This window comes from Kitasatospora sp. NBC_01539, assembly GCF_045040525.1.
Classification (GTDB): domain Bacteria; phylum Actinomycetota; class Actinomycetes; order Streptomycetales; family Streptomycetaceae; genus Kitasatospora.
The window spans coordinates 423,347-448,018 of the sequence record NZ_CP109390.1 but is presented as its reverse complement, the minus strand read 5'-3'; the positions used below and the strand labels follow the sequence as shown (position 1 = coordinate 448,018).

The 24,672-nt window shown below is 72.0% G+C and carries 23 protein-coding genes; 13 read left to right on the top strand and 10 right to left on the bottom strand.

Translation table 11 applies throughout. The features are described 5' to 3' along the window. Positions 1-148: 148 nt before the first annotated feature. Positions 149-1,543 carry a glycoside hydrolase family 76 protein gene (locus OG335_RS01850; RefSeq protein ID WP_405009177.1) on the bottom strand — a complete coding sequence of 465 codons (1,395 nt, stop codon included), beginning with the start codon at positions 1,541-1,543 and terminating at the stop codon, positions 149-151. Positions 1,544-1,977: 434 nt separating this feature from the next. Between OG335_RS01850 and OG335_RS01845 the strand changes: the two genes are divergently transcribed. Further along, positions 1,978-4,584, top strand: a complete 2,607-nt coding sequence (locus tag OG335_RS01845) for a lectin (RefSeq protein ID WP_405015284.1) — start codon at positions 1,978-1,980, stop codon at positions 4,582-4,584. A gap of 273 nt (positions 4,585-4,857) precedes the next feature. Continuing rightward, entirely contained in the window at positions 4,858-5,775 is a 918-nt protein-coding gene (locus OG335_RS01840) for an aminoglycoside phosphotransferase family protein (RefSeq protein ID WP_405015283.1), read from the top strand. Here OG335_RS01840 and fdxA read toward each other — a convergent pair. Next, positions 5,760-6,083 carry a ferredoxin gene (gene fdxA, locus OG335_RS01835; protein WP_405009176.1) on the bottom strand — a complete coding sequence of 108 codons (324 nt, stop codon included), beginning with the start codon at positions 6,081-6,083 and terminating at the stop codon, positions 5,760-5,762. The genes OG335_RS01840 and fdxA overlap by 16 nt on opposite strands. A gap of 97 nt (positions 6,084-6,180) precedes the next feature. On the opposite strand from fdxA, the gene soxR reads away from it, so the two are divergent. The 3 genes from soxR (at position 6,181) to efeO (ending at position 9,379) form a co-directional block, all read left to right on the top strand. Beyond that, the gene (gene soxR / locus OG335_RS01830; RefSeq protein ID WP_405009175.1) at positions 6,181-6,645 is read left to right on the top strand and encodes a redox-sensitive transcriptional activator SoxR; all 465 of its coding nucleotides are present in this window, start codon (positions 6,181-6,183) and stop codon (positions 6,643-6,645) included. Between the two features lie 978 nt (positions 6,646-7,623). Beyond that, entirely contained in the window at positions 7,624-7,932 is a 309-nt protein-coding gene (locus tag OG335_RS01825; protein WP_405015282.1) for a MerR family transcriptional regulator, read from the top strand. A gap of 304 nt (positions 7,933-8,236) precedes the next feature. After that, positions 8,237-9,379 carry an iron uptake system protein EfeO gene (efeO, locus tag OG335_RS01820; RefSeq protein ID WP_405009174.1) on the top strand — a complete coding sequence of 381 codons (1,143 nt, stop codon included), beginning with the start codon at positions 8,237-8,239 and terminating at the stop codon, positions 9,377-9,379. Between the two features lie 97 nt (positions 9,380-9,476). Here efeO and OG335_RS01815 read toward each other — a convergent pair whose 3' ends face one another. The 4 genes from OG335_RS01815 to OG335_RS01800 form a co-directional block, all read right to left on the bottom strand. Continuing rightward, positions 9,477-9,710 (bottom strand): hypothetical protein, encoded by a 234-nt coding sequence (locus OG335_RS01815; protein WP_405009173.1) that lies wholly within the window; start codon positions 9,708-9,710, stop codon positions 9,477-9,479. Positions 9,711-9,726: 16 nt separating this feature from the next. Next, complete coding sequence (locus OG335_RS01810; protein WP_405009172.1) at positions 9,727-10,872, bottom strand: anion permease; 1,146 nt, start codon at positions 10,870-10,872, stop codon at positions 9,727-9,729. 171 nt (positions 10,873-11,043) lie between these two features. Continuing rightward, positions 11,044-11,820, bottom strand: coding sequence for a class I SAM-dependent methyltransferase (locus OG335_RS01805; protein WP_405009171.1), 777 nt, complete (start codon positions 11,818-11,820; stop codon positions 11,044-11,046). 139 nt (positions 11,821-11,959) lie between these two features. Next, positions 11,960-12,394, bottom strand: coding sequence for a CBS domain-containing protein (locus OG335_RS01800; RefSeq protein ID WP_405009170.1), 435 nt, complete (start codon positions 12,392-12,394; stop codon positions 11,960-11,962). A gap of 249 nt (positions 12,395-12,643) precedes the next feature. On the opposite strand from OG335_RS01800, the gene OG335_RS01795 reads away from it, so the two are divergent. Both OG335_RS01795 and OG335_RS01790 read left to right on the top strand, forming a co-directional pair. Then, on the top strand, positions 12,644-13,174 hold the full coding sequence (locus OG335_RS01795; protein ID WP_405009169.1) for a DUF5994 family protein: 531 nt from the start codon (positions 12,644-12,646) through the stop codon (positions 13,172-13,174). A 132-nt stretch (positions 13,175-13,306) separates the two neighbouring features. Next, positions 13,307-14,308 (top strand): magnesium and cobalt transport protein CorA, encoded by a 1,002-nt coding sequence (locus tag OG335_RS01790; protein ID WP_405009168.1) that lies wholly within the window; start codon positions 13,307-13,309, stop codon positions 14,306-14,308. 146 nt (positions 14,309-14,454) lie between these two features. Here OG335_RS01790 and OG335_RS01785 read toward each other — a convergent pair whose 3' ends face one another. After that, positions 14,455-15,381 (bottom strand): alpha/beta hydrolase, encoded by a 927-nt coding sequence (locus tag OG335_RS01785; protein WP_405009167.1) that lies wholly within the window; start codon positions 15,379-15,381, stop codon positions 14,455-14,457. A 503-nt stretch (positions 15,382-15,884) separates the two neighbouring features. Here OG335_RS01785 and OG335_RS01780 point away from each other — a divergent pair. The 4 genes from OG335_RS01780 to OG335_RS01765 all read left to right on the top strand — a co-directional run bounded on the left by OG335_RS01780 (position 15,885) and on the right by OG335_RS01765 (position 21,284). Further along, positions 15,885-19,010, top strand: coding sequence for a discoidin domain-containing protein (locus OG335_RS01780; RefSeq protein ID WP_405009166.1), 3,126 nt, complete (start codon positions 15,885-15,887; stop codon positions 19,008-19,010). 379 nt (positions 19,011-19,389) lie between these two features. Beyond that, entirely contained in the window at positions 19,390-20,004 is a 615-nt protein-coding gene (locus tag OG335_RS01775; RefSeq protein WP_405009165.1) for a hypothetical protein, read from the top strand. A gap of 278 nt (positions 20,005-20,282) precedes the next feature. Continuing rightward, a complete protein-coding gene (locus tag OG335_RS01770) occupies positions 20,283-20,453 on the top strand; it encodes a hydrophobic protein (protein WP_405009164.1) in 171 nt (56 codons plus the stop codon). Between the two features lie 129 nt (positions 20,454-20,582). Continuing rightward, entirely contained in the window at positions 20,583-21,284 is a 702-nt protein-coding gene (locus OG335_RS01765; RefSeq protein WP_405009163.1) for a metal-dependent hydrolase, read from the top strand. 171 nt (positions 21,285-21,455) lie between these two features. Here the strand turns inward: OG335_RS01765 and OG335_RS01760 are convergent, their stop codons facing one another. Next, positions 21,456-21,647 carry a hypothetical protein gene (locus OG335_RS01760; RefSeq protein ID WP_405009162.1) on the bottom strand — a complete coding sequence of 64 codons (192 nt, stop codon included), beginning with the start codon at positions 21,645-21,647 and terminating at the stop codon, positions 21,456-21,458. A 536-nt stretch (positions 21,648-22,183) separates the two neighbouring features. Here OG335_RS01760 and OG335_RS01755 point away from each other — a divergent pair. Both OG335_RS01755 and OG335_RS01750 read left to right on the top strand, forming a co-directional pair. After that, positions 22,184-22,555 carry an STAS domain-containing protein gene (locus tag OG335_RS01755; RefSeq protein ID WP_405009161.1) on the top strand — a complete coding sequence of 124 codons (372 nt, stop codon included), beginning with the start codon at positions 22,184-22,186 and terminating at the stop codon, positions 22,553-22,555. Positions 22,556-22,761: 206 nt separating this feature from the next. Then, complete coding sequence (locus OG335_RS01750) at positions 22,762-23,184, top strand: ATP-binding protein (protein WP_405009160.1); 423 nt, start codon at positions 22,762-22,764, stop codon at positions 23,182-23,184. On the opposite strand, the gene OG335_RS01745 is transcribed toward OG335_RS01750, so the two are convergent. Next, positions 23,144-24,181 carry a hypothetical protein gene (locus OG335_RS01745; RefSeq protein WP_405009159.1) on the bottom strand — a complete coding sequence of 346 codons (1,038 nt, stop codon included), beginning with the start codon at positions 24,179-24,181 and terminating at the stop codon, positions 23,144-23,146. The genes OG335_RS01750 and OG335_RS01745 overlap by 41 nt on opposite strands. Further along, the gene (locus OG335_RS01740) at positions 24,178-24,537 is read right to left on the bottom strand and encodes a PadR family transcriptional regulator (RefSeq protein WP_405009158.1); all 360 of its coding nucleotides are present in this window, start codon (positions 24,535-24,537) and stop codon (positions 24,178-24,180) included. The genes OG335_RS01745 and OG335_RS01740 overlap by 4 nt, the downstream gene beginning before the upstream one ends. Between the last annotated feature and the right edge of the window lie 135 nt (positions 24,538-24,672).

Here is a 24,672-nt window from a genome sequence, read left to right as displayed (position 1 = left end):
GCGTGCGGTGCGCGGAGCCGGGCTTCGTGCGGGTGCGACTGCCTCCCCGTCGGCCGACCGGCACCCGACCGGCCGTGGGTGGGCCGGTCGGGTGCCGGTCGGGATCCGGTCGGGCGGCCGACGGGTCGGTGGCGCGGCCCGCAGGCGGTCAGCCCGCGGCGTTGAGTAGGTCCAGCACGCTCTGCTGGCAGCCGTAGTCGGTGCTGCCGGCCCCACCGGCCCAGTGCGGCCCGTACTGGTCGAGCGGGTTGCGGTCCTTGGTGTAGGCGGAGTTGGCCCAGGAACTGAGGGTCGAGGCGTACGGGTGGTCGGCGAGCTGGGTGTTGAGCCGGCCGAGCCCGCGGACGTAGGCGCCCTTGAAGGACGGGCCGTCACCGGTGCAGCCGTCGCCCTCGCCGGGCTCGCGCAGCACCCCGCCGCTCTGGAGCCGGGTGGTGGAGGCGTTCGCGAGGGTGCGTGCGGTGGTCAGCAGGCTCGCGTCACCGGTCGCCCGGTAGAGCTCGGTCAGGCCGCCGAGTACCACGCCCTGGTTGTACGTCCAGGTGGGCTGCCCGTTGTTGGCGCAGGCGTCGTTCAGCCCGTCGTTGATCATGTGGTCGGAGTTGATCATCTTGCTGTTCTGGAACCAGGTCCACTCGTTCCTGGCCCGGTTCAGGTAGGTGGTGTCCCCGGGGATGCGGTTGTGCAGGGCGGCGGTGAGCTGGAGGAACAGCTCGTTGGTGATCGCGTTCTTGTAGTTGCCGTTCGTGCTCCAGCGCACCCCGCCGCCGCAGGTGCTGTTCCAGTTCGCGAACATGTGGTCGGCGTCGGCGCGTGCCGTGTTGAGGTACCGGCTGTCGCCGGTCCGGTCGTAGGCGGCCACCCAGGCGAGCCCCCACCAGCCGGTGTCGTCGAGGTACTCGTTGGTGAAGTTGCCGCCCTGGGCGCCGATGTTCTTGTTGTACGTGTCGGCGATCGCGTACATGTAGCTGCCCATGCCGCTGACCCGGGCGTTGTCGATGATCGCCGTCAGCGCGTTGGCGCTGGTCCACCAGCCGTTGCCGCCGAAGAGCTTGGTGGTGCGGTCGAACGACATCATGAGTGCGGTCGCCGCCGCGGTGCGCCGATCGCCGGCGTTCCAGGTGGTCCGGGCCCATGCTGTGCACGTGATGCCGGTGCCCACCCGGCCGCACGCCCGGAGCGCGCCGACGCCCTGGACGTTCCAGTCGTCCACGTTGTACATCAGCGTGCGCCAGCTGTTGCCCCCGGACGGCACGCTGGTGTCGCCGAGCTTGCTGCCGTTCGTCCAGGTCCGGCCGCCGTCCATCGAGCGGTCGAGCCACACCTCGTCGCCCGCCGCGCCGTTGGCGATCGAAGCCCAGCCCATCGCGTCCGTGTCGTCGAAGTGCAGTACGACGGAGCGGCCGGACAGGGTGGCGGACACCGGCTGGCGGTCCTGGGGGCTGAGCGAGGGGTCCCTGGTGTCGCAGTACTTGTTGCACACCGCTGCCGCGGTCGAAGCCGCCGTGGCAGTCCCGGTCAGGCCTGACAACGTTGTCGCCATGGTCGTGCAGAGGAGGGCGGCACAGAGTGATCTGGGCATACGCATGAGGAACTCCTAGGTACGCGTGGGGGGTGCGACGGCCCGGCGTGGGGGGCCGGCCGGGGGAGCGCTCTCCAGGAAGCTAGCCAGCCGTCGATGCTCCGTCAATGGTCTGAACATGTCGACAATCCGCGACGAGTGCCGGCAGGAGTCTCCGGCCGGTGTCGGCGCGGCCGCCCGAAACGGGGCAGAACCTGCTGGTGGCCCGGCAGTTCGGCTGCGGCCGGTCGCGCTCCGATCGGGTTTCGTCGGAGCGCGACGACCTGCGGGGTGGCCGTGAATCTTCGACGGGTTCGGTCGACCTCGTTGACAAGTGTCCACAACTTCCCCTTTGCTGGCCGACGTTCGAGTCCGACGGTCCGGCGAAAGCCGCAACTGCCCAACTCTGGAGCCGCATGATGAAGCGATGGCGTATTCCCGTCGCGGCCGGTCTGATGATCCTCGGGCTTGCCGCGCCCCCGACAGCGACAGCGGAGGCGGCCGTGGCCGCAGTGTCGGACCCGGCGTCCCTGGTCAACCCGCTGCTCGGAACGTCGCACGAGGGCAACACCTTTCCCGGCGCCGACGCGCCGTTCGGCATGGTCCAGTGGAGTCCCGACACTCCGTCACGGCCGCCGGGGGGTGACTATGCCTATTCTGACAACGTTGTCACAGGGTTCAGCCTGAACCACCTCTCCGGGCCCGGCTGCGGTGCGATGGGCGACATCCCGGTCCTGCCGACCGTCGGAGGCGTCGACGGCGGTGCGACGGTCGGCTTCTCGCACGCCAACGAGTCGGCGAGCGCGGGCGCCTACTCGGTCAACCTCAACAACGGCGTGAACACCGAGCTCACCACGACCGCCCGGTCCGGGATGGCGCGCTTCACGTTCCCCTCGACCACCCAGGCCAACCTGCTGTTCAAGCTGAACGCGGACAAGGCCACGAACCTCCACTTCAACAAGGTGAGCAGCACCGAGGTCAGCGGCTCGGTGGACGCCGGCCTCTTCTGCGCGTCCAGCCCGTCGTACACCGCGTACTTCGACATGGTCTTCGACCGGCCGATCACCTCCACCGGCACGTTCAACGGCGGCAACTCGATCACCTTCGACACCACGGGCACCCGCACGGTGCAGGCGAAGGTCGGCCTCTCCTACGTCTCGATCGCCGGCGCCACCGCCAACCGGGTGGCGGAGAACCCGAACTGGGACTTCAACGCCGTCCGCACCGCAACGCACAACGCCTGGAACAGCGTTCTGGGCCGGGTCTCGGTCACCGGCGGCACCTCGGACCAGCAGAAGGTGTTCTACACCGCGCTGTACCACGCGCTGCTGCATCCGAACCTGATCAGCGACAGCGACGGGAGGTACTGGGGCTTCGACCGCCAGGTGCACACCGTCAGCGGTCGGCAGAAGGCGCAGTACGGCACCTACTCCGGCTGGGACATCTACCGCACGCAGGCCCAGCTGGAGGCCCTGGTCGCCCCGCAGCAGGCCAGTGACAGCGCACAGTCGCTGGTCAACGACTTCGCCCAGGGCGGCTTCCTGCCGAAGTGGTCGCTGAACTCGGCGGAGACGCAGGTGATGAACGGCGACCCGGGGCCGGCCATCATCGCCGACTACTACGCCTTCGGCGCACGGGACTTCGACACCGCCGCGGCCAAGAACGCGATGGTCAGGCAGGGCACCACCAGCAACCCCATCCGGATGGGCCTGGACCTGCAGACCAAGTACGGGTACCTGCCCGCGGACGGCGCCTACCCGCGCGACTTCTACGGCTCGGTGGCCACGCTCCTCGAGTACTCGGCGCAGGACTTCGCGACCTCCGCGTTCGCGGGCGCACTCGGCGACACCACCACGCGGGACCAGTTCGCCAATCGGGCACAGGACTGGCGCAACGTGTTCAACCCCGCCTCCGGCTTCATGCAGCCGAAGCTGAAGGACGGTTCCTGGCGCAGTGGCTTCAACGCCACCAGCAGCGACCAGTTCGTCGAGGGCACCTCCTGGCAGTACACCGGCGCCGTCCCCCACAACATCCGCGGTCTCGCCGACGCGATGGGCGGCAACGCCAAGCTCGCCGCCTACCTCGACAGCGTCCTCTCCGACTTCCACGGCTCCGGCGGCTCCCACGCCGATCTCGGCAACGAGCCCTCCATCGAACTCCCCTGGGAGTACGACTACATCGGCCAGCCCTGGAAGACCCAGAAGATCGTCCGTGACGTCCAGAACCAGCTCTGGCCCAACAACCCGGCCAACTGGAGCGTGGGCAACGACGATCTCGGCACCATGAGCGCCTGGTACGTCTTCTCCGCCATGGGCTTCTACCCCGAGACCCCCGGCACCGGCGACCTGGCTCTCGGCTCACCCCTGTTCACCAACGTCACCGTCTCCCTCGCCAACGGCAGCAAGCTCACCGTCAACGCACCGCAGGCTGCCACCAACGCCCCCTACGTCCAGAGCGCCACCCTCAACGGCGCCAACTGGAACAACGCCTACCTCCCGGCCAACGCCGTGATCAACGGCGCCACCCTGGACCTCACCCTGGGCACCACCGCCAACACCAACTGGGCCACCGGCGCGAGTTCCGCACCCCCCTCCTACAACGGCAACGGCGGCGCGAAGCCGCCCGGCCCGCAGCCCGCCCCCACCGGAGCGGTCACCTCGGGCCTCAACACCGCCAAATGCCTCGACGACTTCGGTGGGTCGTCCACCGCCGGCACCGTCGTGGACATCTGGGACTGCAACGGCACCCCCGCCCAGCAGTGGACGTTCAGCGGCGGAACGCTGCAGGTCAACGGCAAGTGCCTGGACATCACCGGCGGTGGCACCACCAACGGCAGCCTGGTCGAGATCTGGGACTGCACCGGTGGCACCAACCAGCAGTGGCAGGCCCGCAACGGCGCACTCGTCAACCCCGTGAGCGGACGCTGCCTCGACATCCCCGGCTTCAACACCACCAACGGCACCCGGCTCGACATCTGGGACTGCGACAACGGCGCCAACCAGAAGTGGAACCTGCCGGGCTGAGGCCGGCCGGCGGGTCCCCCGGGCCCGGCCGACGGGCGGTTCGGGGTCACGGCACGCGCCACGACCCCGAACCGCCGTCACCCTCGCGACCGGAAGAGGAAGGAGCGATTCCTACCCTCTCCGTCCGTCGGAGACGCCGTGAGCGGACCGGCCACCGCTGCCCGGTCCACGGGCCCCGGGGTGGCGGCCATCCGGATGCTCACCCGTGCAGTGCACCGACCGCGTGTGCTCGACCGCCGGTGGCCGAGGAGCCGTTGATGGTTGAGTGGGACCATGGACGGCATCGAGATCGACGAGAACCTGGTGCGCTCCCTGGTGAGGGAACGGCACCCGGACCTGGCGGGGCTGGACATCCGTAGGGTGGCCGGCGGCTGGGACAACCAACTGTGGCGTCTTGGATCAGAGTTGGCCGTACGCATGCCGCGTACGGAGCGAGCGCCCGCCCTCCTGCGCAAGGAGTTCCGGTGGCTGCCCGCTCTGGCGCCGCGCCTTCCACTCCCGGTCCCGATCCCGCTGCGGATCGGTGAACCGTCCGCGCTCTTCCCGCGGCCGTGGACCATCGCCACCTGGGTGCCCGGCGAACCGGCCGACCACGCCCCGATCAGCCACGATCGTGCGGCTGACACCATGGCGGCCTTCCTCGGGGCGCTCCATACGGAGGCGCCCGCCGACGCGCCGATCAGTCCCGACCGCGGAGTTCCCCTCCGGACGCTCACGGACGGCTTCGGGAAGCTGGTCGGGGAAGTGGCTTCCGGCGGGGCTGCCGACGACCTCCGGCACGTCCGGGACATCTGGGACGAGGCCCTCGCGGCCCCCGCCTGGGAGGGCCCGCCGGTATGGCTGCACGCCGATCTCCACCCGGCGAACGTCGTCGTCTCGGACGGCACGCTCTCGGGCGTGATCGACTTCGGCGACATGTGCGCGGGCGATCCGGCAGTCGATCTCGCGGCGGCGTGGGTCCTGCTTCCCGCAGGCGCGGCACCGCGGTTCTTCGACGCGTACGCACGGGCGGACGAGGCGATGATCCGCCGCGCCCGAGGGCTGGCCGCCCTGAAGAGCCTCTTCCTCATCCTCATGGGCCAGGCCGGAGAACGGGGCCTTCCAGGCGGCAAGCCGACCTGGGGACCCGCGGGCCGGGCAGCCCTCGACCGCGTTCTGGCATCGGCCCGGCCGGATCACAAGGCGCACTGAGACGGCAGCGCCGCCACGACCGGATGGTCCCGTCCGATCGGGCCGAGCTTCGCGCTGCTGCCGGGGGAGCCCAGGTCGGCGAAGAACTCGGCGTTCACGGTGGTGAAGTGCTGCCAGTCCTGCGGTGTGTCGTCCTCGAAGAAGATCGCTTCGACCGGGCACACGGGCTCGCAGGCGCCGCAGTCGGTGCACTCGTCCGGGTGGACGTAGAGCATGCGCTCTCCCTCGTAGATGCAGTCGACAGGGCACTCGTCGATGCATGCCTTGTCCTTGACGTCCACACAGGGCATGGCGATCACAAACGTCATCGAACTGCCGTCCTCTCCGGATGGGTGCTGAGTGCCGTTCCGACACGGCCGACCGTAGGGCCTCAAGTAAGCTTGAGGTCAAGTGGAGGAGACCCGTATGGCGAGCGACCGTTCCGACAACGTCCGGGCGACCCCGGACGACTGGCTGAGCATCGGCGAGGTGAGCGTGCGGACCGGGGCGGCCGTCTCCGCACTGCGGTTCTACGAAGAACTCGGCCTGATCGCCTCCGAACGCGACCATCGCAACCAGCGCCGCTACCCGCGGCACATGCTGCGCCGTGTCGCGTTGATCTCGGTGGCGAAACGGATCGGCATCTCGTTGCAGGATCTCCAGGAGGCGTTCGCCGACGTGCCGCTCGACCGTCCGCCGAGTCACCAGGAGTGGCAGCGTGCCTCGCGCGGCTGGAAGCGCCGACTGGAGGAGCGCCGGCAGACCATCGAGCGCCTGGAGACCGAGCTCACCGGGTGCATCGGCTGCGGATGTCTCTCGATGAAGGCCTGCGCCCTGCTGAACCCCGGTGACGCGCTCGCCGGGGACGGTGTCGGGGCCCGGCGGTTGTGAGGGGCGGCCTCGTTCGTCCCGTGCCACCTGTGTCGGGTCACTTCGGCAGTTCACCGTCGCCGACTCCGGCCACCGCAGCCGCACCGCCCTGCGTGCCCGACTGTGGTGGCGTAGCAGGAGCGCCTGCCATGGCCGGGAGGTTCCGGCCGTTCGGCGCCGGGGGCGGCGCCTCGCGTCCGGGCCCGGCGGGCGGGCGTCGGGCCCGGACGTGTCACCCGCAATAAGGTCCCGCACCCGGGCGCGGAAATCTGTGCTGGCGAGAGTAGACATCGCCTGGTGGCGTGTGTAACGTTCCTGGTGTTGGAAGAGCAGGACAGCTGAACGGGCAGACACGAACTGCCCGGGCGGTCATGCAGTCGGCGGTACCAGTAGTGATGCAGGAGGCGTGCAGGTCGTCAGTACGCGGGACCCGGTTGCAGTCGGGGTTCCGGCGGAAGGCGGGTGACCTGCCAGGCGTCGCGGGCCCGGTTGTGCGTGGGGTCCGAGACGGTGGCGGTTGCGCACGTACGACGCAGTACCGGCAGCACTCGGCCGTACGGGGACCCGCAGGAGTGGAACTCGCACGACGCATCACCGGCAGGACGGGTGGTGTCGGCAGCTCGCAGTACCGGCAGTACCGGCAGTACGGACAGTGCACACCAGAGGAGAAGGGAAGGGTTCACCCCGTCGGATCGCCCGCCACGGCATGCATTCCCCCGCCGGGCGGTCACCGCAGTAGCCATCGTCATGGAACGTCATGGAAGAGGTGGTCCTCGGTCACGCATACGCGATCCCCGCGCCCTGCCCCACTCCGGGGCAGCGCGGACACCGCAGGCCGGCACACCAGCCGGCAGCAGTAGTGCAGTAGATGGTGCAGTGAATCCTCATATCCCTGGGCCCCGGCGCGCAAAAGCGCCGGGGCCCTCGACCCGTTTCCCGAGAAAGAAGGTGTTGGTGGAACAGGCCACCCTCGCCACAGACCCGATCACGGCGGACCACATGAGCGCAGAGACCAAGTTCGACGACGACGACTACCCCGCCTACACCATGGGCCGGGCCGCGGAGATCCTGGGCACCACGCCGGGCTTCCTCCGGACCCTCGACGAGGCGAAACTCATCACCCCTCAACGATCCGCCGGCGGCCACCGCCGCTACTCCCGCTACCAACTGCGCATCGCCGCCCGCGCCCGCGAGATCGTCGACCAGGGCACCCCCCTCGACGCCGCCTGTCGCATCATCATCCTCGAGGACCAACTCGAAGAAGCGCTGCGCATCAACGCCGAACTCCGCGGCGACCACCCCGGCTAGAAGGGGCCCCTGCCGCCTCGGTGGTGAAGCCGCACGTGCGGGCGGCCCGTCGGTACCCGACCGGCCGCCGTGCAGGGCTGCTGCCGTCGCCGTCGCCGTCGCCCGTCGAAGGGGCTGCCGTTCGCGGCCCTGGGCGCGCGGTCCGGGCGGCGTCCGTTTCGGAACGGGGTCGAGCCCGCGCAGATGACTACACGAAAGTAGACGGATTAGGCGACCCTCAGTAAGGTGTGCCTTGCCTTGCTGGTCGGGGCTCCGTCCCGTGCCCGGCCTGCCGACCGTCCTCGATGACTTCCCGGAGTGCGCCATGTCTGCCCGCCGCCGTTCGACCGCCGCGACCCTCCTGATCCTCGCCGTCGCCGGGGCCGCGCTGGCCGGTTGCTCCACGAAGGACGAGGCCGCCTCGGCCGACGCGGTCCAGGTCGACGCCTCGGACGACGCCTGCGCGCTCTCGAAGACGACCTTCCCGGCCGGCGCCGTCGAGTTCGCCGTGCACAACAAGGGCTCCAAGAGCACCGAGGTCTACGTCTACGCCGCCGGCGACAAGATCGTCACCGAGCGCGAGAACATCGGCCCCGGCACCAGGGTCACCATCCACGCCGAAATCAAGGCCGGCGCGTACGAGGTCGCCTGCAAGCCCGGCATGACCGGCGACGGCATCCGCCAGAAGATCACCGTCACCGGCGCCGGCGACGCCGCCGCCCCCAAGGCCGACGCCCGCCTGGAGGCCGCGGTCACCGCCTACCGCACCTACGCGCAGGAGCAGGCCGACGCCACGATCCCGGTCGTCGAACAGTTCGCCGCCGCGATCAGGGCCGGCGACACGGAGAAGGCCAGGTCGCTGTTCGCACCGTCCCGCGTGGGCTGGGAGCGCACCGAGCCGATCGCCGAGAGCTTCGGCGACATCGACCCGAAGACCGACGTCCGCGAGGACGGCCTGGAGCCCGGCCAGACCTGGACGGGCTGGCACCGCCTGGAGAAGTCCCTCTTCGCCGACAACCGGATCGGCGACGAGGAGAAGACCCTCGCCGACCAGCTGGTCACCGACCTGAAGGACTGGCAGAAGCGCGTCCCGACCGCGGAGATCACCCCGACCTCCATGGCCAACGGCGCCAAGGAACTCCTCGACGAGGTCGCCACCGGCAAGGTCACCGGCGAGGAGGACCGCTACTCGCACACCGACCTGTCGGACTTCGCGGGCAACGTCGAGGGCGCCGAGAAGGCCTACGAGCTGCTGAAGCCCGTCGTCGCCGAGAAGGACGCCGCGCTGGCCGCCACCCTGGACACCGAGTTCGCCGCGATCAGGACCCTGCTCGCGAAGTACAAGCAGGGCGACGTCTACACCTCGTACGACAAGGTCGGCGAGCCGGAGCGCAAGGTCTTCGCGACCGCGGTCAACGCCCTGGGCGAGCCGCTGTCGAAGCTGGCCGCCGCGGTCGTCGCCAAGTAACCCGGCACCCCGCACCCGCGCCCCGCCGTGGCGGCCCACCCGGCCGCCACGGCACCCGCGGGCAGGGGACCGGAACCGTGGCCGGTCCGGGGTCCGCTCAGCCGTGGAACTCCGGGATGATCAGGTACAGCCCGTAGAGCACGGCGCCGGCGCACACCAGGAAGCACAGGGCGGCCCCCGCCAGGGCGGCGACCGAACTCCGGCCCTCGTCCCTGGCGTCCTGGTGGCTCAGCATCGACCGCACCCCCAGGGTGAACACCACGGCGACGGCGACCGTCGTGCCGATGCTGACGGCGGCCACCTCGCCCAGGGCGCTGAAGTCCAGTGCCACGGCAGCGTCCTCGCTCTCAGCTGCCCGCCGGGGCGGGCTGCGGGTTGACGGTCACGGTGGAGGCGTCGTTGACGTTGTCGGCGGTGACCGGGCTGCGCCGGGACAGCAGGTAGATCACCGCTGCCGCGGCCACGGCGGCCACGGCCACCGCGACCGTCCCGGCCGTTCCGCCGTTCACCACGAGGGCGGAGGCGCCGCCGCCGATCAGGCCGGCCGCCGGCAGGGTGATCAGCCAGGCGACGGCCATCCGCCGGGCCGTGCTCCAGCGGACCTCCGCCCGGCGGCGGCCGAGCCCGGCGCCGATGATGCTGCCGCTGCAGACCTGGGTGGTGGAGAGCGCGAACCCGAGGTGCGCGGAGGTCAGGATGACGGTGGCGGAGGCCGTCTCGGCGGTGAAGCCCTGCGGGGAGCGGATGTCGGTCAGTCCCCGGCCGAGCGTCCTGATGATGCGCCAGCCGCCGAGGTAGGTCCCCAGGCCGATGGCCAGGCCCGCGGTGAGGACCACCCAGATCGGCGGCCCGGCGCCGGTCGGCAGCGCACCCGTGGAGATCAGGCTGAGGGTGATCACGCCCATCGTCTTCTGCGCGTCGTTGGTGCCGTGCGCGAGCGAGACCATCGAGGCCGACCCGATCTGCCCGAACCGGAAGCCCTGATCCAGGGACTTCTCGTGGGCCCGCCCGCTGAGTCGGTGGACCAGGTGGGTGGCCAGCAACGCGGCGATCCCGGCGACCACCGGCGCGGCGAACGCCGGAATGATGATCTTCTCGAACACCTCGGCGAAGTTCACGGCCTTCAGCCCCGCACCGACCCACACCGCACCGACCAGCCCGCCGATCAGCGCGTGCGACGAGCTCGACGGGAGTCCGACCAGCCAGGTCAGCAGGTTCCAGAGGATCGCGCCGACCAGCCCCGCGAAGATCATGCCCAGGGTGATCAGTCCGTCGTTCACGATGCCGCCGGAGATCGTCCTGGCCACCGCCGTGGAGAGGAACGCGCCGACCACGTTGAGCACGGCGCTCACCAGTACGGCCACCCGCGGGGGGAGCGCGCCGGTGGCGATCGAGGTCGCCATCGCGTTCGCGGTGTCGTGGAAGCCGTTGGTGAAGTCGAACGCCAGAGCCGTGACGATCACCATCACGAGGAGGAACGTGATGTGGGACATGCGGCCAGTAGAACAGTGTTCGGCGCCGACGGGCGGCAGGACACTCGCCGTTGCGGCCGACTTGTCCGTCGGCAGGTGGCATACACACGACCTTTTCCGGCAGGGCCGTCCTGCTCCGGGCAGGCCCGCCCTCCCACCCGGCCCCGCTTCCGTCCCGCCCCGGCCGCCGTCTCACAACCGCCGGAGGCGCAGCACGCCGGTCAGCATCGGCAGCGTGAACCCGCCGTGGGCGGTCTCCGGCCTGCTCGCGAGGAAGGCGCGGATCCGGCCGAGCGCCGCCGCCCGCTCCTGCGCCGGCATGACCAGCATTCCCGCGCGGGTGGCGAGCGTGGCGACGAGGGAGTCGGCGGTACGGCGCTGCCCGTGCGGGAACTCGGCCTGCTCCGGTGCGCCGAACCGGGCGGCGCCGGTGTCCGGGAGGTGCAGGTCCGACGTCGCGGTGCGCCAGCTGCCGAGCGTGTCACGCGGGCCGACGGCCGCGCTCCCGCCGACCCGCGCCAGTCCGGCCGCCCAGGCGACCCGGTCGTCGATGACGTTCCACAGGCCGCCCAGGACACCGCCGGGCGTCAGGACCCTGGCGATCTCGGGTCCCGCGACGGCCATGTCGAACCAGTGCATGGCGTTGCCGGCCAGCACGGCGTCGATGGACGCGTCCGGCAGCGGGATCGCCTCGGCGCTTCCCGGCAGGGCGCGGACCGCGGGCAGCGCACGGCGCAGCTCGGACAGCATCGCCGGGTCGGGCTCGACCGCGACGACCTCCGCGCCCGACGCGACCAGTGCGGCGGTGAGCTTGCCGGTTCCGGCACCGAGGTCGAGCACCCGCGGTCCGGGCGCGGCCTCCAGCACCCAGCGCACCGCGGCCTGCGCGTAGTCCGGGCGGTGCTCGGCGTACGCGGCCGCGGCCGCGCCGAACGCCGAACTGTGGAGAAGCCGTTCGTCGTGGTCCATGCGATGACCGTGCCCACGGGGGAGGCGGGCGACGCCGGTTCGTGCCCGGGTGATGTGCGGACGTGCTCGACCGGGCACCCCGGCCGGGCACGGCCGCGGCGAGCCCGGCACCGCTCCCGCCTCGACCTCGCACAGCCTGTCAGGCCGGGGCGTGCGCCATCATGCCGTCGACGTTCTGTGCGGTGATGATGCCGAGGACGTAGCCGTCGTCGTCGATGACCGGCCAGATCACCAGGCGTTTGATCCGCATGGCGAGCGCCGCCAGCGCCAGGGCCATCGACGGCCAGGCGAACGGGCCGCGCTGGTGCACGGCACCGTGGATCGTGACCTGCTCGCCGGAGCGGGGGTGGGGGCGGTCGAGGAAGGGGCGCAGGCTGTGCGGGGTCACCAGGCCCGCACAGCGGCCGTCGTGGCCGCGCACGACCAGGTAGCCGACGTGGGCGTTGTGGAAGATGTCGTCGACGCGGTCGACGCTGCTGTCGTCGGCGATCTGGTACTCGCACGGCTCCATCGCGTCGGCGACGGTCAGGGAGTTCACGGTTGCCGTTCGGCTGGTGGGGCGGGTCGTGGTCACGGTGTCACCGGGCCTGCCTCCGGGCCGGTCAGCGACTGCCCGGACGTGTGCCTCGCCCAGGACGAAGCCGGAACGGGGACCGGATACGGAATGCCCTGGACACCATCACCCTACTCCCGGCCTCCGCCCGGGGAGGACCGGCGCGGAGTACCGTCGGAGACAACCGAGGACATGTCGCACACCCGTACCCGCGCCGGTGTCGCCCTGGGTCATGATCGGTCCTCACCCGGACCGGACGGGCGGCTCCTCATGACGCCGATTCCCCTGCCGACCCCTTCCTCGCGACGGTCCAGGCCTGTCCCCGGCACGCTCCTCCTGCCACGCCTGGCGCTGGAACCGACGATGGCGCGCACCGGCATGTTCGACGGGGCGTGGTGGCCGCGGACGGCCGACGTGCGGGCCGAGCTGCCGGACCTGATCACCGCGCTCGGCGCCCACCTCGGCCCGATCCTCAGGGTCGGCCTCGACACCGTGGCCTGGCGCCACGTGCCCCGCTCGGTGGCCGTGAACGGCCTGGCGGTCAAGATCGGCCTGTTCACCGCCGACGGCGGGACGATCAGCCTCACCCGCGGCTTCCAGGACCACTTCCTCCTGCTGGTGGTACCGCCCGGCACGGACCCGCGGACCGCCGCCGCCGCCATGGCGGGCGCCGCCGAGACGGGCAACCGCACGCCGGCGGTGGAACTGCTCACCCCGGGGCTGCCCGGAGCCGTGACCGGTACGGTCCGCCTCGGACCCGAGGACCGGGCCGAACCGGTGGAACCCGCCTCTGACCGCTGACCGCTGACCGCTGACCGCCGACCGCCGGCCTCCGACACGAGGAGCCTGGGCGCGGTGGCGGTCGGGGTGGGCGACGGGCGGGCGTACCGGTTCGACGTGCGCGCCCGGTGCCCGCGGGGGAGGATTCCTTTCATGATCGTCGACTGTGCCGTCTACCGGGACGGGATGCGCACCGAGGGGTACGCGGACTTCTCCGGCGCCCTGGAGCAGGCACGGGCCTCGACCGGCGGCTTCGTCTGGGTCGGCCTCCACCAGCCGACGAAGGACGAGTTCGATCTGCTCGGCGACGTGTTCGGGCTGCATCCGCTGGCGGTGGAGGACGCGCTGGAGGCGCATCAGCGGCCGAAGCTGGAGGTCTACGACGGGTCGCTGTTCGTGGCGCTCAAGCCGGTGGTGTACGAGGCGGAGAGCGACACCGTCTCGACCGGTGAGCTCATGGTGTTCCTCGGAGACGCGTTCGTCGTGACGGTCCGGCACGGCGAGGGCGCGCCGTTGAAGGCCGTGGTGCGGCGGCTGGACGCCGAGCGGGAGCTGCCGCGCGCGTACGGCCCGACCGCGGTCCTGTACGCGGTCGTCGACGCCGTCGTGGACCACTACCTGGAGGTCGCGGCCGAGCTGCAGACGGACCTGCAGGAGCTGGAGGCGGAGGTCTTCTCGCCCGACGGCGGCGGCTCGCAGGCCGCGGCCGCGCGGATCTACACCTTCAAGCGGCAGATCCAGGAGTTCCGCAGGGCCACCGGTCCGCTGACCGCGCCGCTCGCCCGGCTGGCGGGCGTGGGCCCGCTCGCGGCCGCCGTGCCGTTCGTGGACGGGAGGGTCGAGCCGTTCTTCCGGGACGTCGCCGACCACGTGACCCGCGTGAACGAGTCCATGGACAGCCTGGACCGGCTGGTCTCCGACGCCCTGTCCGCCTACCTGGCACAGGTGGGGGTGCGGCAGAACGACGACATGCGGAAGATCTCCGCGTGGGCGGCGCTGATCGCCCTTCCGACGCTGATCGCGGGCGTCTACGGGATGAACTTCGAGCACATGCCGGAACTCCACTGGGTGTGGGCGTACCCGGCCGTGATCGGGGTCATGGCCGTCTTCGAGGTGCTGCTGTTCCGCCTCTTCAGACGGCGCGGCTGGCTCTAGGGTGTGTCCGACCATTCCCGACGGGCGCACGGCGCCGGGCCGGGCCGGGGGAGTGGGGGCGGGGCGGCGCGGTGGCCGCCCGGCGCGAGGGCGGCCACCTGCTGCTCTGAACCTGTGCGGCGCCGTGAGCCGTTGAGGACGTGGCGTCAGTCGGAGGCGGTGGAGAGGCGGTCCGCGAGCCAGCGCTCGATGTCGCGCAGCGCCGCCCGGGCCATGCCTGTCGGACGGGACGTGAAACCGTGCGGCGCTTCCGGGTAGATCCGGAGGTCGACCTCGCCGCCGGCTGCCGAAACCCGGGCGGCCATGGCCATGTTGTCCTCCAGCAGGATGTCCGAGCCGCCGACGACCATCAGCATCGGCGGCAGCCCGCGGAGATCACCGTAGACCGGGGAGACGTCCGGAACGGTGCGGTCGGTCACATGGCCGGCATACGCCCGGATGAAGTACTCGTCGACGATCAGCCGGCCTGCGGGGGTCAGACCGCTCAGGTCGTAGACGCCGAACTGCAGTGCGGCACCGGCGATCGCGGCGGTGAGACCGCGGTCGCGCAGGCGCAGGAGGGTCGTCACGGCAAGCGTGGCTCCCGCCGAGAAGCCGCCCGTCGTCAGCCGGTTCGTGCCGAAGCGGGCCTCGGCCTGCTCGACGAGCCAGAGTGCCGCCGTCTCGCAGTTGTCGGGCGCGGCCGGCCAGGGGTGTTCGGGAGCGAGCCGGTAGTCCACGCTCACGACGAGGATGCCGAGCGCATCCGCGAGCTGCTGGTTGCGCGCGTCCCGCCGTGCCGCCGGCCCCAGGTAGAAGCCGCCACCGTGGATGTCCAGATGGACGGCGCGCGGCACGCCGCTCCCGGGAGCGAGGATCCGCACGGGCACTCGCCGACCGGCGGCTTCGACCACCTCTTCGACGGCCGACGAGCCGGAGGGTGATGAGGCCGCGTCCCGCCGGGCTCGCGCCGCCCGCAGCTCGTCCAGGTTGCTCGGGCCCTTCGCGCCCCCCGACGCGGCCCTGGCCGCCCTGCACTCCTCGACGTGCACTGCGAGCTCCGTGTCGACGAGACTCTTCAACCCCAACTGCATGCGCGTCCTTCGGTCCACTGTGCCGCGGCGCTGCTTCGCCGCGGCTTCTCGACGGCAACCGGTCGACCCGATTGTCCCCTGCCGTCGTCGGGCGTGGCGTCGTGTTCGAGCCGGGCCGCGGGGTGCAGGTGCGCCCGGCGGTGCTCGCCGCGACGGTCCCCGGCGTTCCCGACGGGCAGCCGCAGGCGGCGACCCTTCCGAGGGTGCGGGCACATCGCGGGTGCCACGAACCGGCGGGGCCGGACCTGGACGGTCGCGGGGCAGGGGCAGGGGCAGGGGCAGGGGCGGGGACGGCCGCGTCGCCCCACCGCATGTGTGCGCACGGCATCCACTCGTCGCCGCACGGAGGTTGACAGTGGTCAGTCGTACCCCGAGACTCCCGAGAGAGCGCTCTCTGACGCTCGATGTGCGACCTGTCCCGCGCGTACCGCACCCGCCCGCAGCCGCCGTACCCCGCGACGGCTCCGGGTCGGTTCCGGCATCCCACCCCCAGGGAGATGCACATGCGACACCTGCCCCTGCTCTTACGACCCCTGGCCCGGGCCCTGCGACGACGACGCCCCCTGGTGGCCGTCCTGGTCGCGCTGGCCCTGGCGGCCGGCGGCGCGGTCGGCGTCTCGGCCGGCCCCGCGAGCGCCGTCTCCACCCTGCTGTCCCAGGGCAGGCCGGTCACGGCCTCGTCCGTGGAGAACGCCGGTACCCCCGCGTCGGCGGCGGTCGACGGCAACGCCGGTACCCGCTGGTCGAGTTCTGCCTCCGACCCGCAGTGGCTCCAGGTCGACCTCGGTGCCACGACCTCCGTCTGCCGGGTGGTGCTGAACTGGGAAGGCGCCTTCGCCAGCGGCTTCCGGATCGAGGTGTCCGACAACGCCTCCGCCTGGACGCCGATCCACACCAACGCCACCGGTGCCGGCGGCGTCCAGGACCTCACCGTGTCCGGCAGCGGCCGCTACATCCGCCTCTACGGCACCGCCCGCGCCACCGCCTGGGGTTACTCGCTGTGGGAGTTCCAGGTCTTCGCCGGCCCGGGATCCGGCCGCGGCGGCGGCGGAGGCGGCGGTGGTGACTTCTCCGGCACGGTGATCTCCGCCTACAAGCAGGTCACCGCCTCGTCGTACGAGGGCGGCAACGCCCCGGCGGCGGCGCTGGACGGACGCACCACCACCCGCTGGTCCAGCCAGCCCGGCGACGCCCAGTGGCTGCGGGTCGACCTGGGCGGCGCCGCCACCATCACCGGCGCCGTGCTCACCTGGGAGACCGCGTACGGCACCGGCTACCGCATCGAGGTGTCGGACAACGGCACCACGTGGACGCCGATCCACACCACCACCACGGGCACCGGTGGCACCGAGCGCCTGGCGATCACCGGCAAGGGCCGCTACGTGCGGTTCTACGGCACGGCGCGCGCCACCGCCTACGGCTACTCGCTCTGGGAGTTCCAGGTCTATGGCACGGTCGACTCCTCGGCCGCCACGCCGCCGCTGCTCTCCGGGCCCACCAGGGCGCCGGCCGCGCTCGGCCAGTTCGCGCTGTCCGCCCCGGCGGACAGGGCCATGGTCACCAGCACCCGTCGGCCTGCGTTCTCCTGGGCCGCGGTGCCGGGCGCCGCGCACTACGAGGTGTGGCTGAACCTCAGCCGCACCGACTACGACTTCACCCAGAACGTCGACCTGATCGACCTCTACACCAAGGTCGCCGAGCCCACCGGCACCACCTACACGCCGAGTTGGGACATCTCCGACCGCTGGACCTACCGGTGGTACGTGACCGCGGTGAGCGCCTCCGGGGTCCGCACCACCTCCGGCATCCGGACCTTCAGCCTCTACCTGCCCGACATCGAGACCACCGACGACGGCGTCGGCATCGTCAACGGCGCACGCGACCTCGACAAGAGCGGCACGATCGAGCCGTACGAGGACTGGCGGCAGCCCGTCGAGACCAGGGTCGGCGACCTCCTGGGCAGGATGACCCTGGAGGAGAAGGCCTACCAGATGTTCTACAACGTCCAGTCGTACCCCATGTCCGGCTGGCACTTCGGCCCGGCGCAGCCGGGTGACCTGCACCAGGTGCTGCTCTCCACGGCGGCCACCCGGCTGGGCATCCCGCCGGTCTCGGCGGGCGACACCACGGCCGGCTACCAGACGACCTATCCGCTGCAGAGTACCCTGGCGGCCGGCAAGGACTACGCGCTGGACTACCAACTGGGCAACATGCAGCGGCTGGAGGAACTGGAGGTCGGGGCGCGCGGCACCCTGTCGCCGCTGGCGGAGGTCGGCACCAAGGTGCTGTACCCCCGCATCCAGGAGGGCGGCGGGGAGAACGCCGAGGTCGCGGCCGCCCAACTGCGGGCGCTGGTGGCCGGTCTCCAGGGCGGCCCGGAGCTCAACCCCGGCTCGGTGCTGGCGACGGTCAAGCACTGGCCCGGCGAGGGCGCCGGGGGCGAGGCCGGGATCACCTACGACGGCGTCACCATCAAGTACCACATGATCCCGTTCCGGGCGGCGATGCAGGCCGGCGCGGTGAACATCATGCCGGGCTACGCGGGCAGTTCGTACCTGGACCCGGGCGGCCCGGGAGCGGGTGACAGCGCGAAGATCCTCGCGTACCTGCGGCAGAACCTCGGCTACACCGGCCTGATCACCACCGACTGGCTGCCCTCCTCGGCGTGGGTCGACGCGGCGAACGCCGGTTCCGACGTGATGGGTGGTGCCGACCCGGGCGCGCCCGGCTACACCATGGCGACCTTCGAGTCGCAGGTGCCCCTGGCCAGGATCGACGACGCGGTGACCCGCATCCTGCGGCTCAAGTTCCAGCTGGGCGTCTTCGAGCACCCGTACGGCGACCCGGTGAACGGGCCCTACCGGTTCCACCAGCCCGCCTACGTGGAACTCGCCGAGAAGGCCGCCAGGGAGTCCGACACGCTGCTCAAGAACACCGGCGTGCTGCCGGTCCGGCTGAACGCCGGGGACAGCATCGTGGTCGCCGGTCCGCGGGCCACCGACGGCTCGGCGTGCTGCATCTGGACCAGCTACTTCCACGACAACTACGGCTCCCGGACGCTGCTCGACGCGGTGAGGGCGCGGGCGGCCAAGGCCGGGGTCACCGTGTACCAGGACACCGCGCCCGCACCGAAACTGGCCGTGGTGGCGGTCGGTGAGCCCACGTACACCCACGCCACCGCGTGGGTGAAGGAACAGCCCCACCTGCCGGCCGACCAACTGGCCGTCATCCAGCGGTTCAAGCAGCAGGGCATCCCGGTGGTCGTGGTGCTGACGCTGCCGAGGCCGATCGTGATCAGCGAGTGGAACGACCTGGCCGATGCCATCGTGGTGACCTACCGCGGCGGCGAGGAGGTCGGCCCGGCCACCGCCGGGCTGCTGTTCGGCGACCACACGCCGTCGGGCAAGCTGCCGTGGCAACTGCCGCGGAGCCTGGACCAGGTGCTCAAGCCGGGCGGCACCGACACGCTTGCCGACGCGAACGAGAACTGGGACCTGCCGTACGACCTGGGCGCCACCGCCGCGGAACGGGCGGACATCCGGGCCAGGATCGACGCCGGGCAGCCGGTGCCGACGACCTACGGCAACCCGCTCTACCCGTACGGAGCCGGCCTGACCGGCTGGAACTGACGCCCGGTCGGCCGATCAGGTGCCCCCGCTCCCGGCGCGAACTCCGGGAGCGGGGGCACCTCGGACGCCGTCACGGGTGCCCGGCGCCGTCCGGGAGTTTCGCCGGGAAGGAGTCCGGTCCGGACCGGGAGAGGCAGGAGACGTTCAGTCGGGTCGGCCGCTTTCTGCGGCGGTTCGTGCCCGCCGGCGACTCCGGGCTGCGGTTCACCATGCGGGTCGACCTGACGGACCGACAGGCTGCTTTGCAGTCACCGTGGTTAGCCGTACGGGTTCCTCAGGTAGGTCCGTCACCAACCGGGAGATGACACGCTGTCCACGGAGGAACCGGTCAGCGTGGAACCCGTCCAACGGCAGCCGGACCCAACCGAAGGAGACCAGGGTGAACCGAAGCCAGGTCGTACGCCCGATCGCCGCGATCATCCTCACTGCGACCGTCCTCACCGGCTGCGCGTCGACCGGGGCCACGGAGGGAGGGCCCATCGCCGCGTCCAGCGGCACCGCTGGTGCGATCACTTCCACGGAGCTGCAGAACCTTGGGTTCGCTCTCAGCGAGCAGGGCAGGGAAGGACCGTACAGGGAGTTCTTCGGGTCGCTCGAACTGGACGACCGCACCGGCACCGTCACTCTTTACGCCACGGATGACGGCAAGGCGCGCGACATGGTCGACGCCGGGAAAGCCGCACACCCCGGCATCGACACCGGTCGGGTCCGCATCGCCAAGTGCCGTTACGCACGAGCGGACATCGATTCCGTCCTTGACGCGATCATGAGAGCATCCGACGCGCACACGCTGCCCTACGTGGTCCACCAGGCATCAGCGGCGCCCGGAGCGTCAGGCGTTCAGGTTGCCACCGACAAGGGCGGAGCGGCCTCCCCGGAGATGAAGAAGGCCCTCGAAGGCATCGCAGGCAGCATGCCGGTCACCGTTGCCGAGGGGCAGGCAGTCCACAACCTCGACGCCACTGCTCAACCGTCAAAGCCCTCCCCGTCCTGATCGGAAGGCGCGCCTCGGCCCGGCGTTCGTCCCGTAGGTCACTCGGCCTGCTGAGATCGGCTGGATCCGGGGGCGTGCGGGAGGACGTCCTGCTCGATCGAGGGACGGTTCATGGGTTGTGCCGGTCGTGGTGCCGGGAGCATGCCGGCCGCTGCCGCTGCCGCTGCCGCTGCCGCCGACAGTCGGTGCCGGGGTGGGGGCATGACGGTGCCGCAGGCCGGGCAGTCGCCCGGTGCCCGACCGCCGGGCCTGGACCACCGCCCACCGGGAGACCGCCCGTGCCTGTACTCGCCGCCGTCCTGCTGCTGGCCTTCCTGTTGTTCGCCGTGGGCTTCGCCCTCAAGGCCCTCTGGTGGGCCGCGCTCGCCGTCCTGGTGGTGTGGCTGATCGGGTTCGCCCTCCGCGGCACCCGTGCGGACGGCTCCCGCTGCCGCTGGTACCGCTGGTAGCCCGTGGCGGCCCGCCGAGACGGTCCGGCCGCGCACGGACCGTCTCGCGGCCGGGTGCATCGGCGGGCGGCGGCAGGGTAGCCGAACGGCGTCGCTGCAGGTCCGGACGGAGGGGAGTGGTGCCCGGTGATGGGGCACTCGCACGCGCTCGGCGGCGCGCTGGTGTTCGCGGGGGCAGGGCCGTTCCTGCTGCCGTCGCTGATCGGCCGCCCGCTGTCGCCGGGCGAGGTGCTGCTGGGCACGCTGCTCTCCGCCGGTGCTGCGCTGCTGCCGGACGCGGACCATCCGGACGGTACGGTTGCGCACCTCCTGGGCCCGGTGACGCGGCTCCTGTGCCGGGCCGTCGGGAAGATCAGCGGAGGGCACCGGCACGCGACGCACTCCCTGCTGTTCGCCGCTGCCGCCACGGCCGGCGCCGCTCTCGGCGTCGCCCGGCTGGGCCGGCCCTTCGTCCTCGGGCTGGTCCTCCTGCTGCTGTTCCTGGCGCTGCGCGCCCTGCACCTTCCCGCGCCGGGCCCGGGTCCGGCGGCCTGGACGACCGCGGCCGGGCTCGCCGCGCTCGGTGCGGCCGCCACCGACCGCTGGCTCCCCGGCACGGGCGGATGGCTGCCGTACGCGGTGGGTCTGGGCGTGCTGGCCCACCTGCTCGGCGACTTCCTGACCCGACAGGGCGTGCCGCTGTTCTGGCCCCTCCGGCGCCGGTACGAGGTCGTGCTGATCAGGCGGTCCGGCAACGGCGTCGAGACGCGGCTGCTCGTCCCGCTGATGACCGTGGCCACGTTCGTCCTGCTCTGGTTCGGCGCCTTCTCGGCGTCCCTGCCCACGTTCTGACCGCGGGGGCGAGCCGCCGTACGGCCCGGCGTCCGGCACGGATGTGCCGCGCCGCGGGCGGGCACGCCTCGGACGGCCACACCGTGGACGCCGGGTCCGTCCACCGGCGGCAGCGGGGGCGCCGTCCGCTCCTACGCCGTCTCCGTCGCCCCGCCTCGACCCGTCACGCGATCACCCACCCGCAGGCTCGCCCCCGGATCCGCAGGCGGGGTCCGTCACGAATCGGCTCAGGCGATACCCCGGCGGGTACGTCACCCGGCCGCACAGCGTGTCGATCCGGATCATCGACGCGTCGATCCCCGCCTCCCGCAGGCGGTGCAGGTGGACGCGCAGTTCCGCACGGTCCTCGGTCTCGAAGACCACTTCCCAGCGTCCCGGGCCTGGCGCCGCGGGCGCGGCAACCCGCTGCCCGTTCGGCCTCCTGCGGCCTGCTCTTCCCCTGTTCTGGCACCGGTTCAGAATCCTCGGTCGGAGGCGGCGGAGCAAGGGGAGTTGAAGCCGGCGCAAGCGGCGGAGTGAGCACTGGCCGGACACGGCCCGGTGGTCCGGCGGCAGCGGAACGCAGGTCGGCGCGTCTCCGGACGGGGCGGCCGGCGGTGTGCCTGGTGAGGACCGTGATCGCGCCGCCGGTGAGAGCCGCGGGTGAGAGCCCGGGTGAGAGCCGCCGGTCCGGGCGGCGGGCCGGCTCCGGCGGCTGCGGCGTGCGGTGGTCATGTCCCGCCCTGCGGCCGCCCGATGACGGTTCATGAGCGAACGGCACCGTCGGCAGGGGCCGTTCGGCCGCCCGCCCCGTGTGTCCGGCCGGTGAACACCACCGGCGACCAGTAGTGCCGGTGCCTGTCAGGCCCTAGGGTTGGCATGTCCGCGTAGGCCTGGGTGAGTGAAGGAAGGCGCCGAGAATGAGCGAGGGCATCGACAAGGTGTTCACCGCGCCTGTGCGGGACAGCCTGGCGGGCCCGGTCGTCGAGCCGAGCGGTGACCTCGACCTGGACGCGGTCCCGACGCTGCGCAGTGCGCTGCACCAGGCGATGTCCCGTCGGCCCGTGCCGCCGATGCTGGTGGTCGACCTCGCGCAGGTGACCTTCTGCGACACGTCGGGGCTCGACGCGCTGCTCGCCGCGCGGGTCGAGGCGGAGGGCCGCGGGATCTCGCTGCACCTGGCCAGACCCTCGCGCCAGGTCGCACGGCTGCTCGCGACCGTGGGCGCCGACCGGCTGCTGCCCGCCGACGGGGGTGCACCCGCCGAGGTGCCGCGCGCCCGGGCGTCCTGACCGAACCGGACGCCGGCCTCCTCCGCGCGGCCCCGACCGCGACGGACCGGCCCCGCCGCACACCCCTCCGGACGTCCCCGCCGCACACCCGTTCCGAACGTCCCCGGAAGCCTCCGTCGGTCCGGCACCCGCACCGCACCGTGCGTGCCCCGGCCGAACGGGAGCAGCCGTGAACCGAGAACACCCGACGGAGAGGGGACCGGAGCATGGACGGACAGGAGCCCGCGATGAAGGCGCTCGGCTGGGCCCGGACACTCCCGGTCTCCAGCGGGGTGCGGGCCGGCCGCGCGTGGGCCCGCCGACATCTCGACGAACTCGGCTGGACCGCACACGCACCCGAGACCGCCGACGCGGTCGTCCTCACCATCTCCGAACTCATCACCAACGCCCACATCCACGCCCGCAGCGACGCCGATCTCGTCCTGACCTGGGACGGGACGTGCCTCTACGTCAGCGTGCACGACGACTCCCCGCGGGCCCCGCGACCGCGCGAGGCCGGCCCGGACGCCACCTCCGGCCGCGGCATGGCCCTCGTCGACGCCCTCGCCGACCACTGGCAGGCCCGCACCGACCGCTGCGGCAAGACCGTCACCGCCTGCTTCCACCCGCCGGGCGACGCCGTCCACTGAGCACCGGGCGCCGAGCGGGTCCGGCGGGGCGAGGGCGCCGACCGGTGCGGCGCAGGATGCCGGCGATGGTGGCCACGGCCAGGAGGGCAAGGACCACGCCGGTGTTGCGGAGCAGGTGGTGGGCGTCGAGCGGGGCGTTCCGGTAGAGGGGCGGGGCGGCCATGACCGTCCAGGGCAGGACGGCCAGCGCGACGCCGGCGGCCCGCAGGCGGTCGGTGCGCGGGCTCGCGAGATGCAGGAGGTAGACGAGGGTCATCACCACCGCGGGCCAGGCGCTGGAGACGTCGAGCGGGATCCGGGTGGCGGGCGGGAAGACGACGTCGGCGTGGTCGTCGGGCCAGGTGCCGATCCAGAGGACGGCGATGCCGCTCATCGGCAGGGCGATCGCGAGGGTGGAGGCCACCGTCCGGGAACGGCTTCGCCGGGAGACGTCGACGGCGTCGGGCGGTGCGATCAGCGCCAGCACACCCACGACGACCCAGAGCCCGAGCAGGTCCGTGTCCTGGGCGAACGCCGTGCCCGGGCGGACCTGCGCAGCAAGGGCGGTGCCGATCCGGGTCGCGACGGCCACCAGGACGAGGGCCCGGGCCGGAGCCCAGCGGCGGAAGGCGACACTCAGCAGGGCGAGGCCCCAGGGGGCGGTCTGCGCGACGCCCACCGCGGCCCGGGCGAAGCCCGTGGAGGAGTCCGGGAGGAGGAGCCCGGTCAGCAGGTGGACCATGCTCAGGGCGGCTCCGCCGGCCAGCAGGAACGGCGCGGCACCGGCGAGCATCCTGCCTGCGGGGTCGCGCGAACTGAGCCGGGTGCGCAGCCGCAGGGCGTGGGCGGCGAGGGCGGCCCACTCGCACAGGGCGGTGCGCAGGTCGGCGTGCCGGACGGCCTCGGCGAAGACGGCGGTGATCTCCTCGCCGTGCGCGGCGCGGTACCCGGCCGGGTAGAGACGGTTCAGGGGAAGGCGCCGCAGCAGTGCGGGAGCGGAGATGCGCGAGTCGGTCACGCCGTCCCCCTGTTCGTCCGGAGCTTCGGCCGGAGGCCGCCGAGGGCGAGCCGACGCTCGGCCTCGGTCACGCCGGCGCGCAGCCGTTCCGTCTCCTCGGTCAGTGTCCGCCGGCCCTCCTCGGTCAGCGCGAAGCTGCGGCGCAGCCGTCCGGCCACGACCTCCTCGTGGTCGATGCGGATGAGCTCCTGCTGGAGCAGGCGGTCCAGCGCCGTGTAGAGGGTGCCGGTGAGCATCCTGGTCCGGCCTCCGGTGATCTCCAGGACTTCCTGGAGGATCGCGTAGCCGTGCCGGGGTGCGTCGGCCAGCGCCGTGAGCACCAGCCGTGTCGGTTCCTGCAGCTGACGGTGTGACATGACGCGACCATAGATCATCGAATGAGATATGTCGATGACTTAGCCATGGAGGGTGCGGGCCCGGCGGCCGCGGGCGGTGATGGTGCCGTGGGCGGGGCGCCGGTGACGGACGGCTTCCGCGCAGGCGGCAGCGGG

Coding starts and splice junctions, on each gene's coding strand:
- OG335_RS01765 (WP_405009163.1), top strand. CDS start 20,583: ATGGGGCACTCGCACGCGCTCGGCGGCGCGCTGGTGTTCGCGGGGGCA.
- OG335_RS01810 (WP_405009172.1), bottom strand. CDS start 10,872: ATGTCCCACATCACGTTCCTCCTCGTGATGGTGATCGTCACGGCTCTG.
- OG335_RS01785 (WP_405009167.1), bottom strand. CDS start 15,381: ATGCAGTTGGGGTTGAAGAGTCTCGTCGACACGGAGCTCGCAGTGCAC.
- OG335_RS01750 (WP_405009160.1), top strand. CDS start 22,762: ATGGACGGACAGGAGCCCGCGATGAAGGCGCTCGGCTGGGCCCGGACA.
- OG335_RS01825 (WP_405015282.1), top strand. CDS start 7,624: ATGAGCGCAGAGACCAAGTTCGACGACGACGACTACCCCGCCTACACC.
- OG335_RS01790 (WP_405009168.1), top strand. CDS start 13,307: ATGATCGTCGACTGTGCCGTCTACCGGGACGGGATGCGCACCGAGGGG.
- OG335_RS01740 (WP_405009158.1), bottom strand. CDS start 24,537: ATGTCACACCGTCAGCTGCAGGAACCGACACGGCTGGTGCTCACGGCG.
- soxR (WP_405009175.1), top strand. CDS start 6,181: ATGGCGAGCGACCGTTCCGACAACGTCCGGGCGACCCCGGACGACTGG.
- OG335_RS01795 (WP_405009169.1), top strand. CDS start 12,644: ATGACGCCGATTCCCCTGCCGACCCCTTCCTCGCGACGGTCCAGGCCT.
- fdxA (WP_405009176.1), bottom strand. CDS start 6,083: ATGACGTTTGTGATCGCCATGCCCTGTGTGGACGTCAAGGACAAGGCA.
- OG335_RS01845 (WP_405015284.1), top strand. CDS start 1,978: ATGATGAAGCGATGGCGTATTCCCGTCGCGGCCGGTCTGATGATCCTC.
- OG335_RS01805 (WP_405009171.1), bottom strand. CDS start 11,820: ATGGACCACGACGAACGGCTTCTCCACAGTTCGGCGTTCGGCGCGGCC.
- OG335_RS01755 (WP_405009161.1), top strand. CDS start 22,184: ATGAGCGAGGGCATCGACAAGGTGTTCACCGCGCCTGTGCGGGACAGC.
- OG335_RS01780 (WP_405009166.1), top strand. CDS start 15,885: ATGCGACACCTGCCCCTGCTCTTACGACCCCTGGCCCGGGCCCTGCGA.
- OG335_RS01850 (WP_405009177.1), bottom strand. CDS start 1,543: ATGGCGACAACGTTGTCAGGCCTGACCGGGACTGCCACGGCGGCTTCG.
- efeO (WP_405009174.1), top strand. CDS start 8,237: ATGTCTGCCCGCCGCCGTTCGACCGCCGCGACCCTCCTGATCCTCGCC.
- OG335_RS01840 (WP_405015283.1), top strand. CDS start 4,858: ATGGACGGCATCGAGATCGACGAGAACCTGGTGCGCTCCCTGGTGAGG.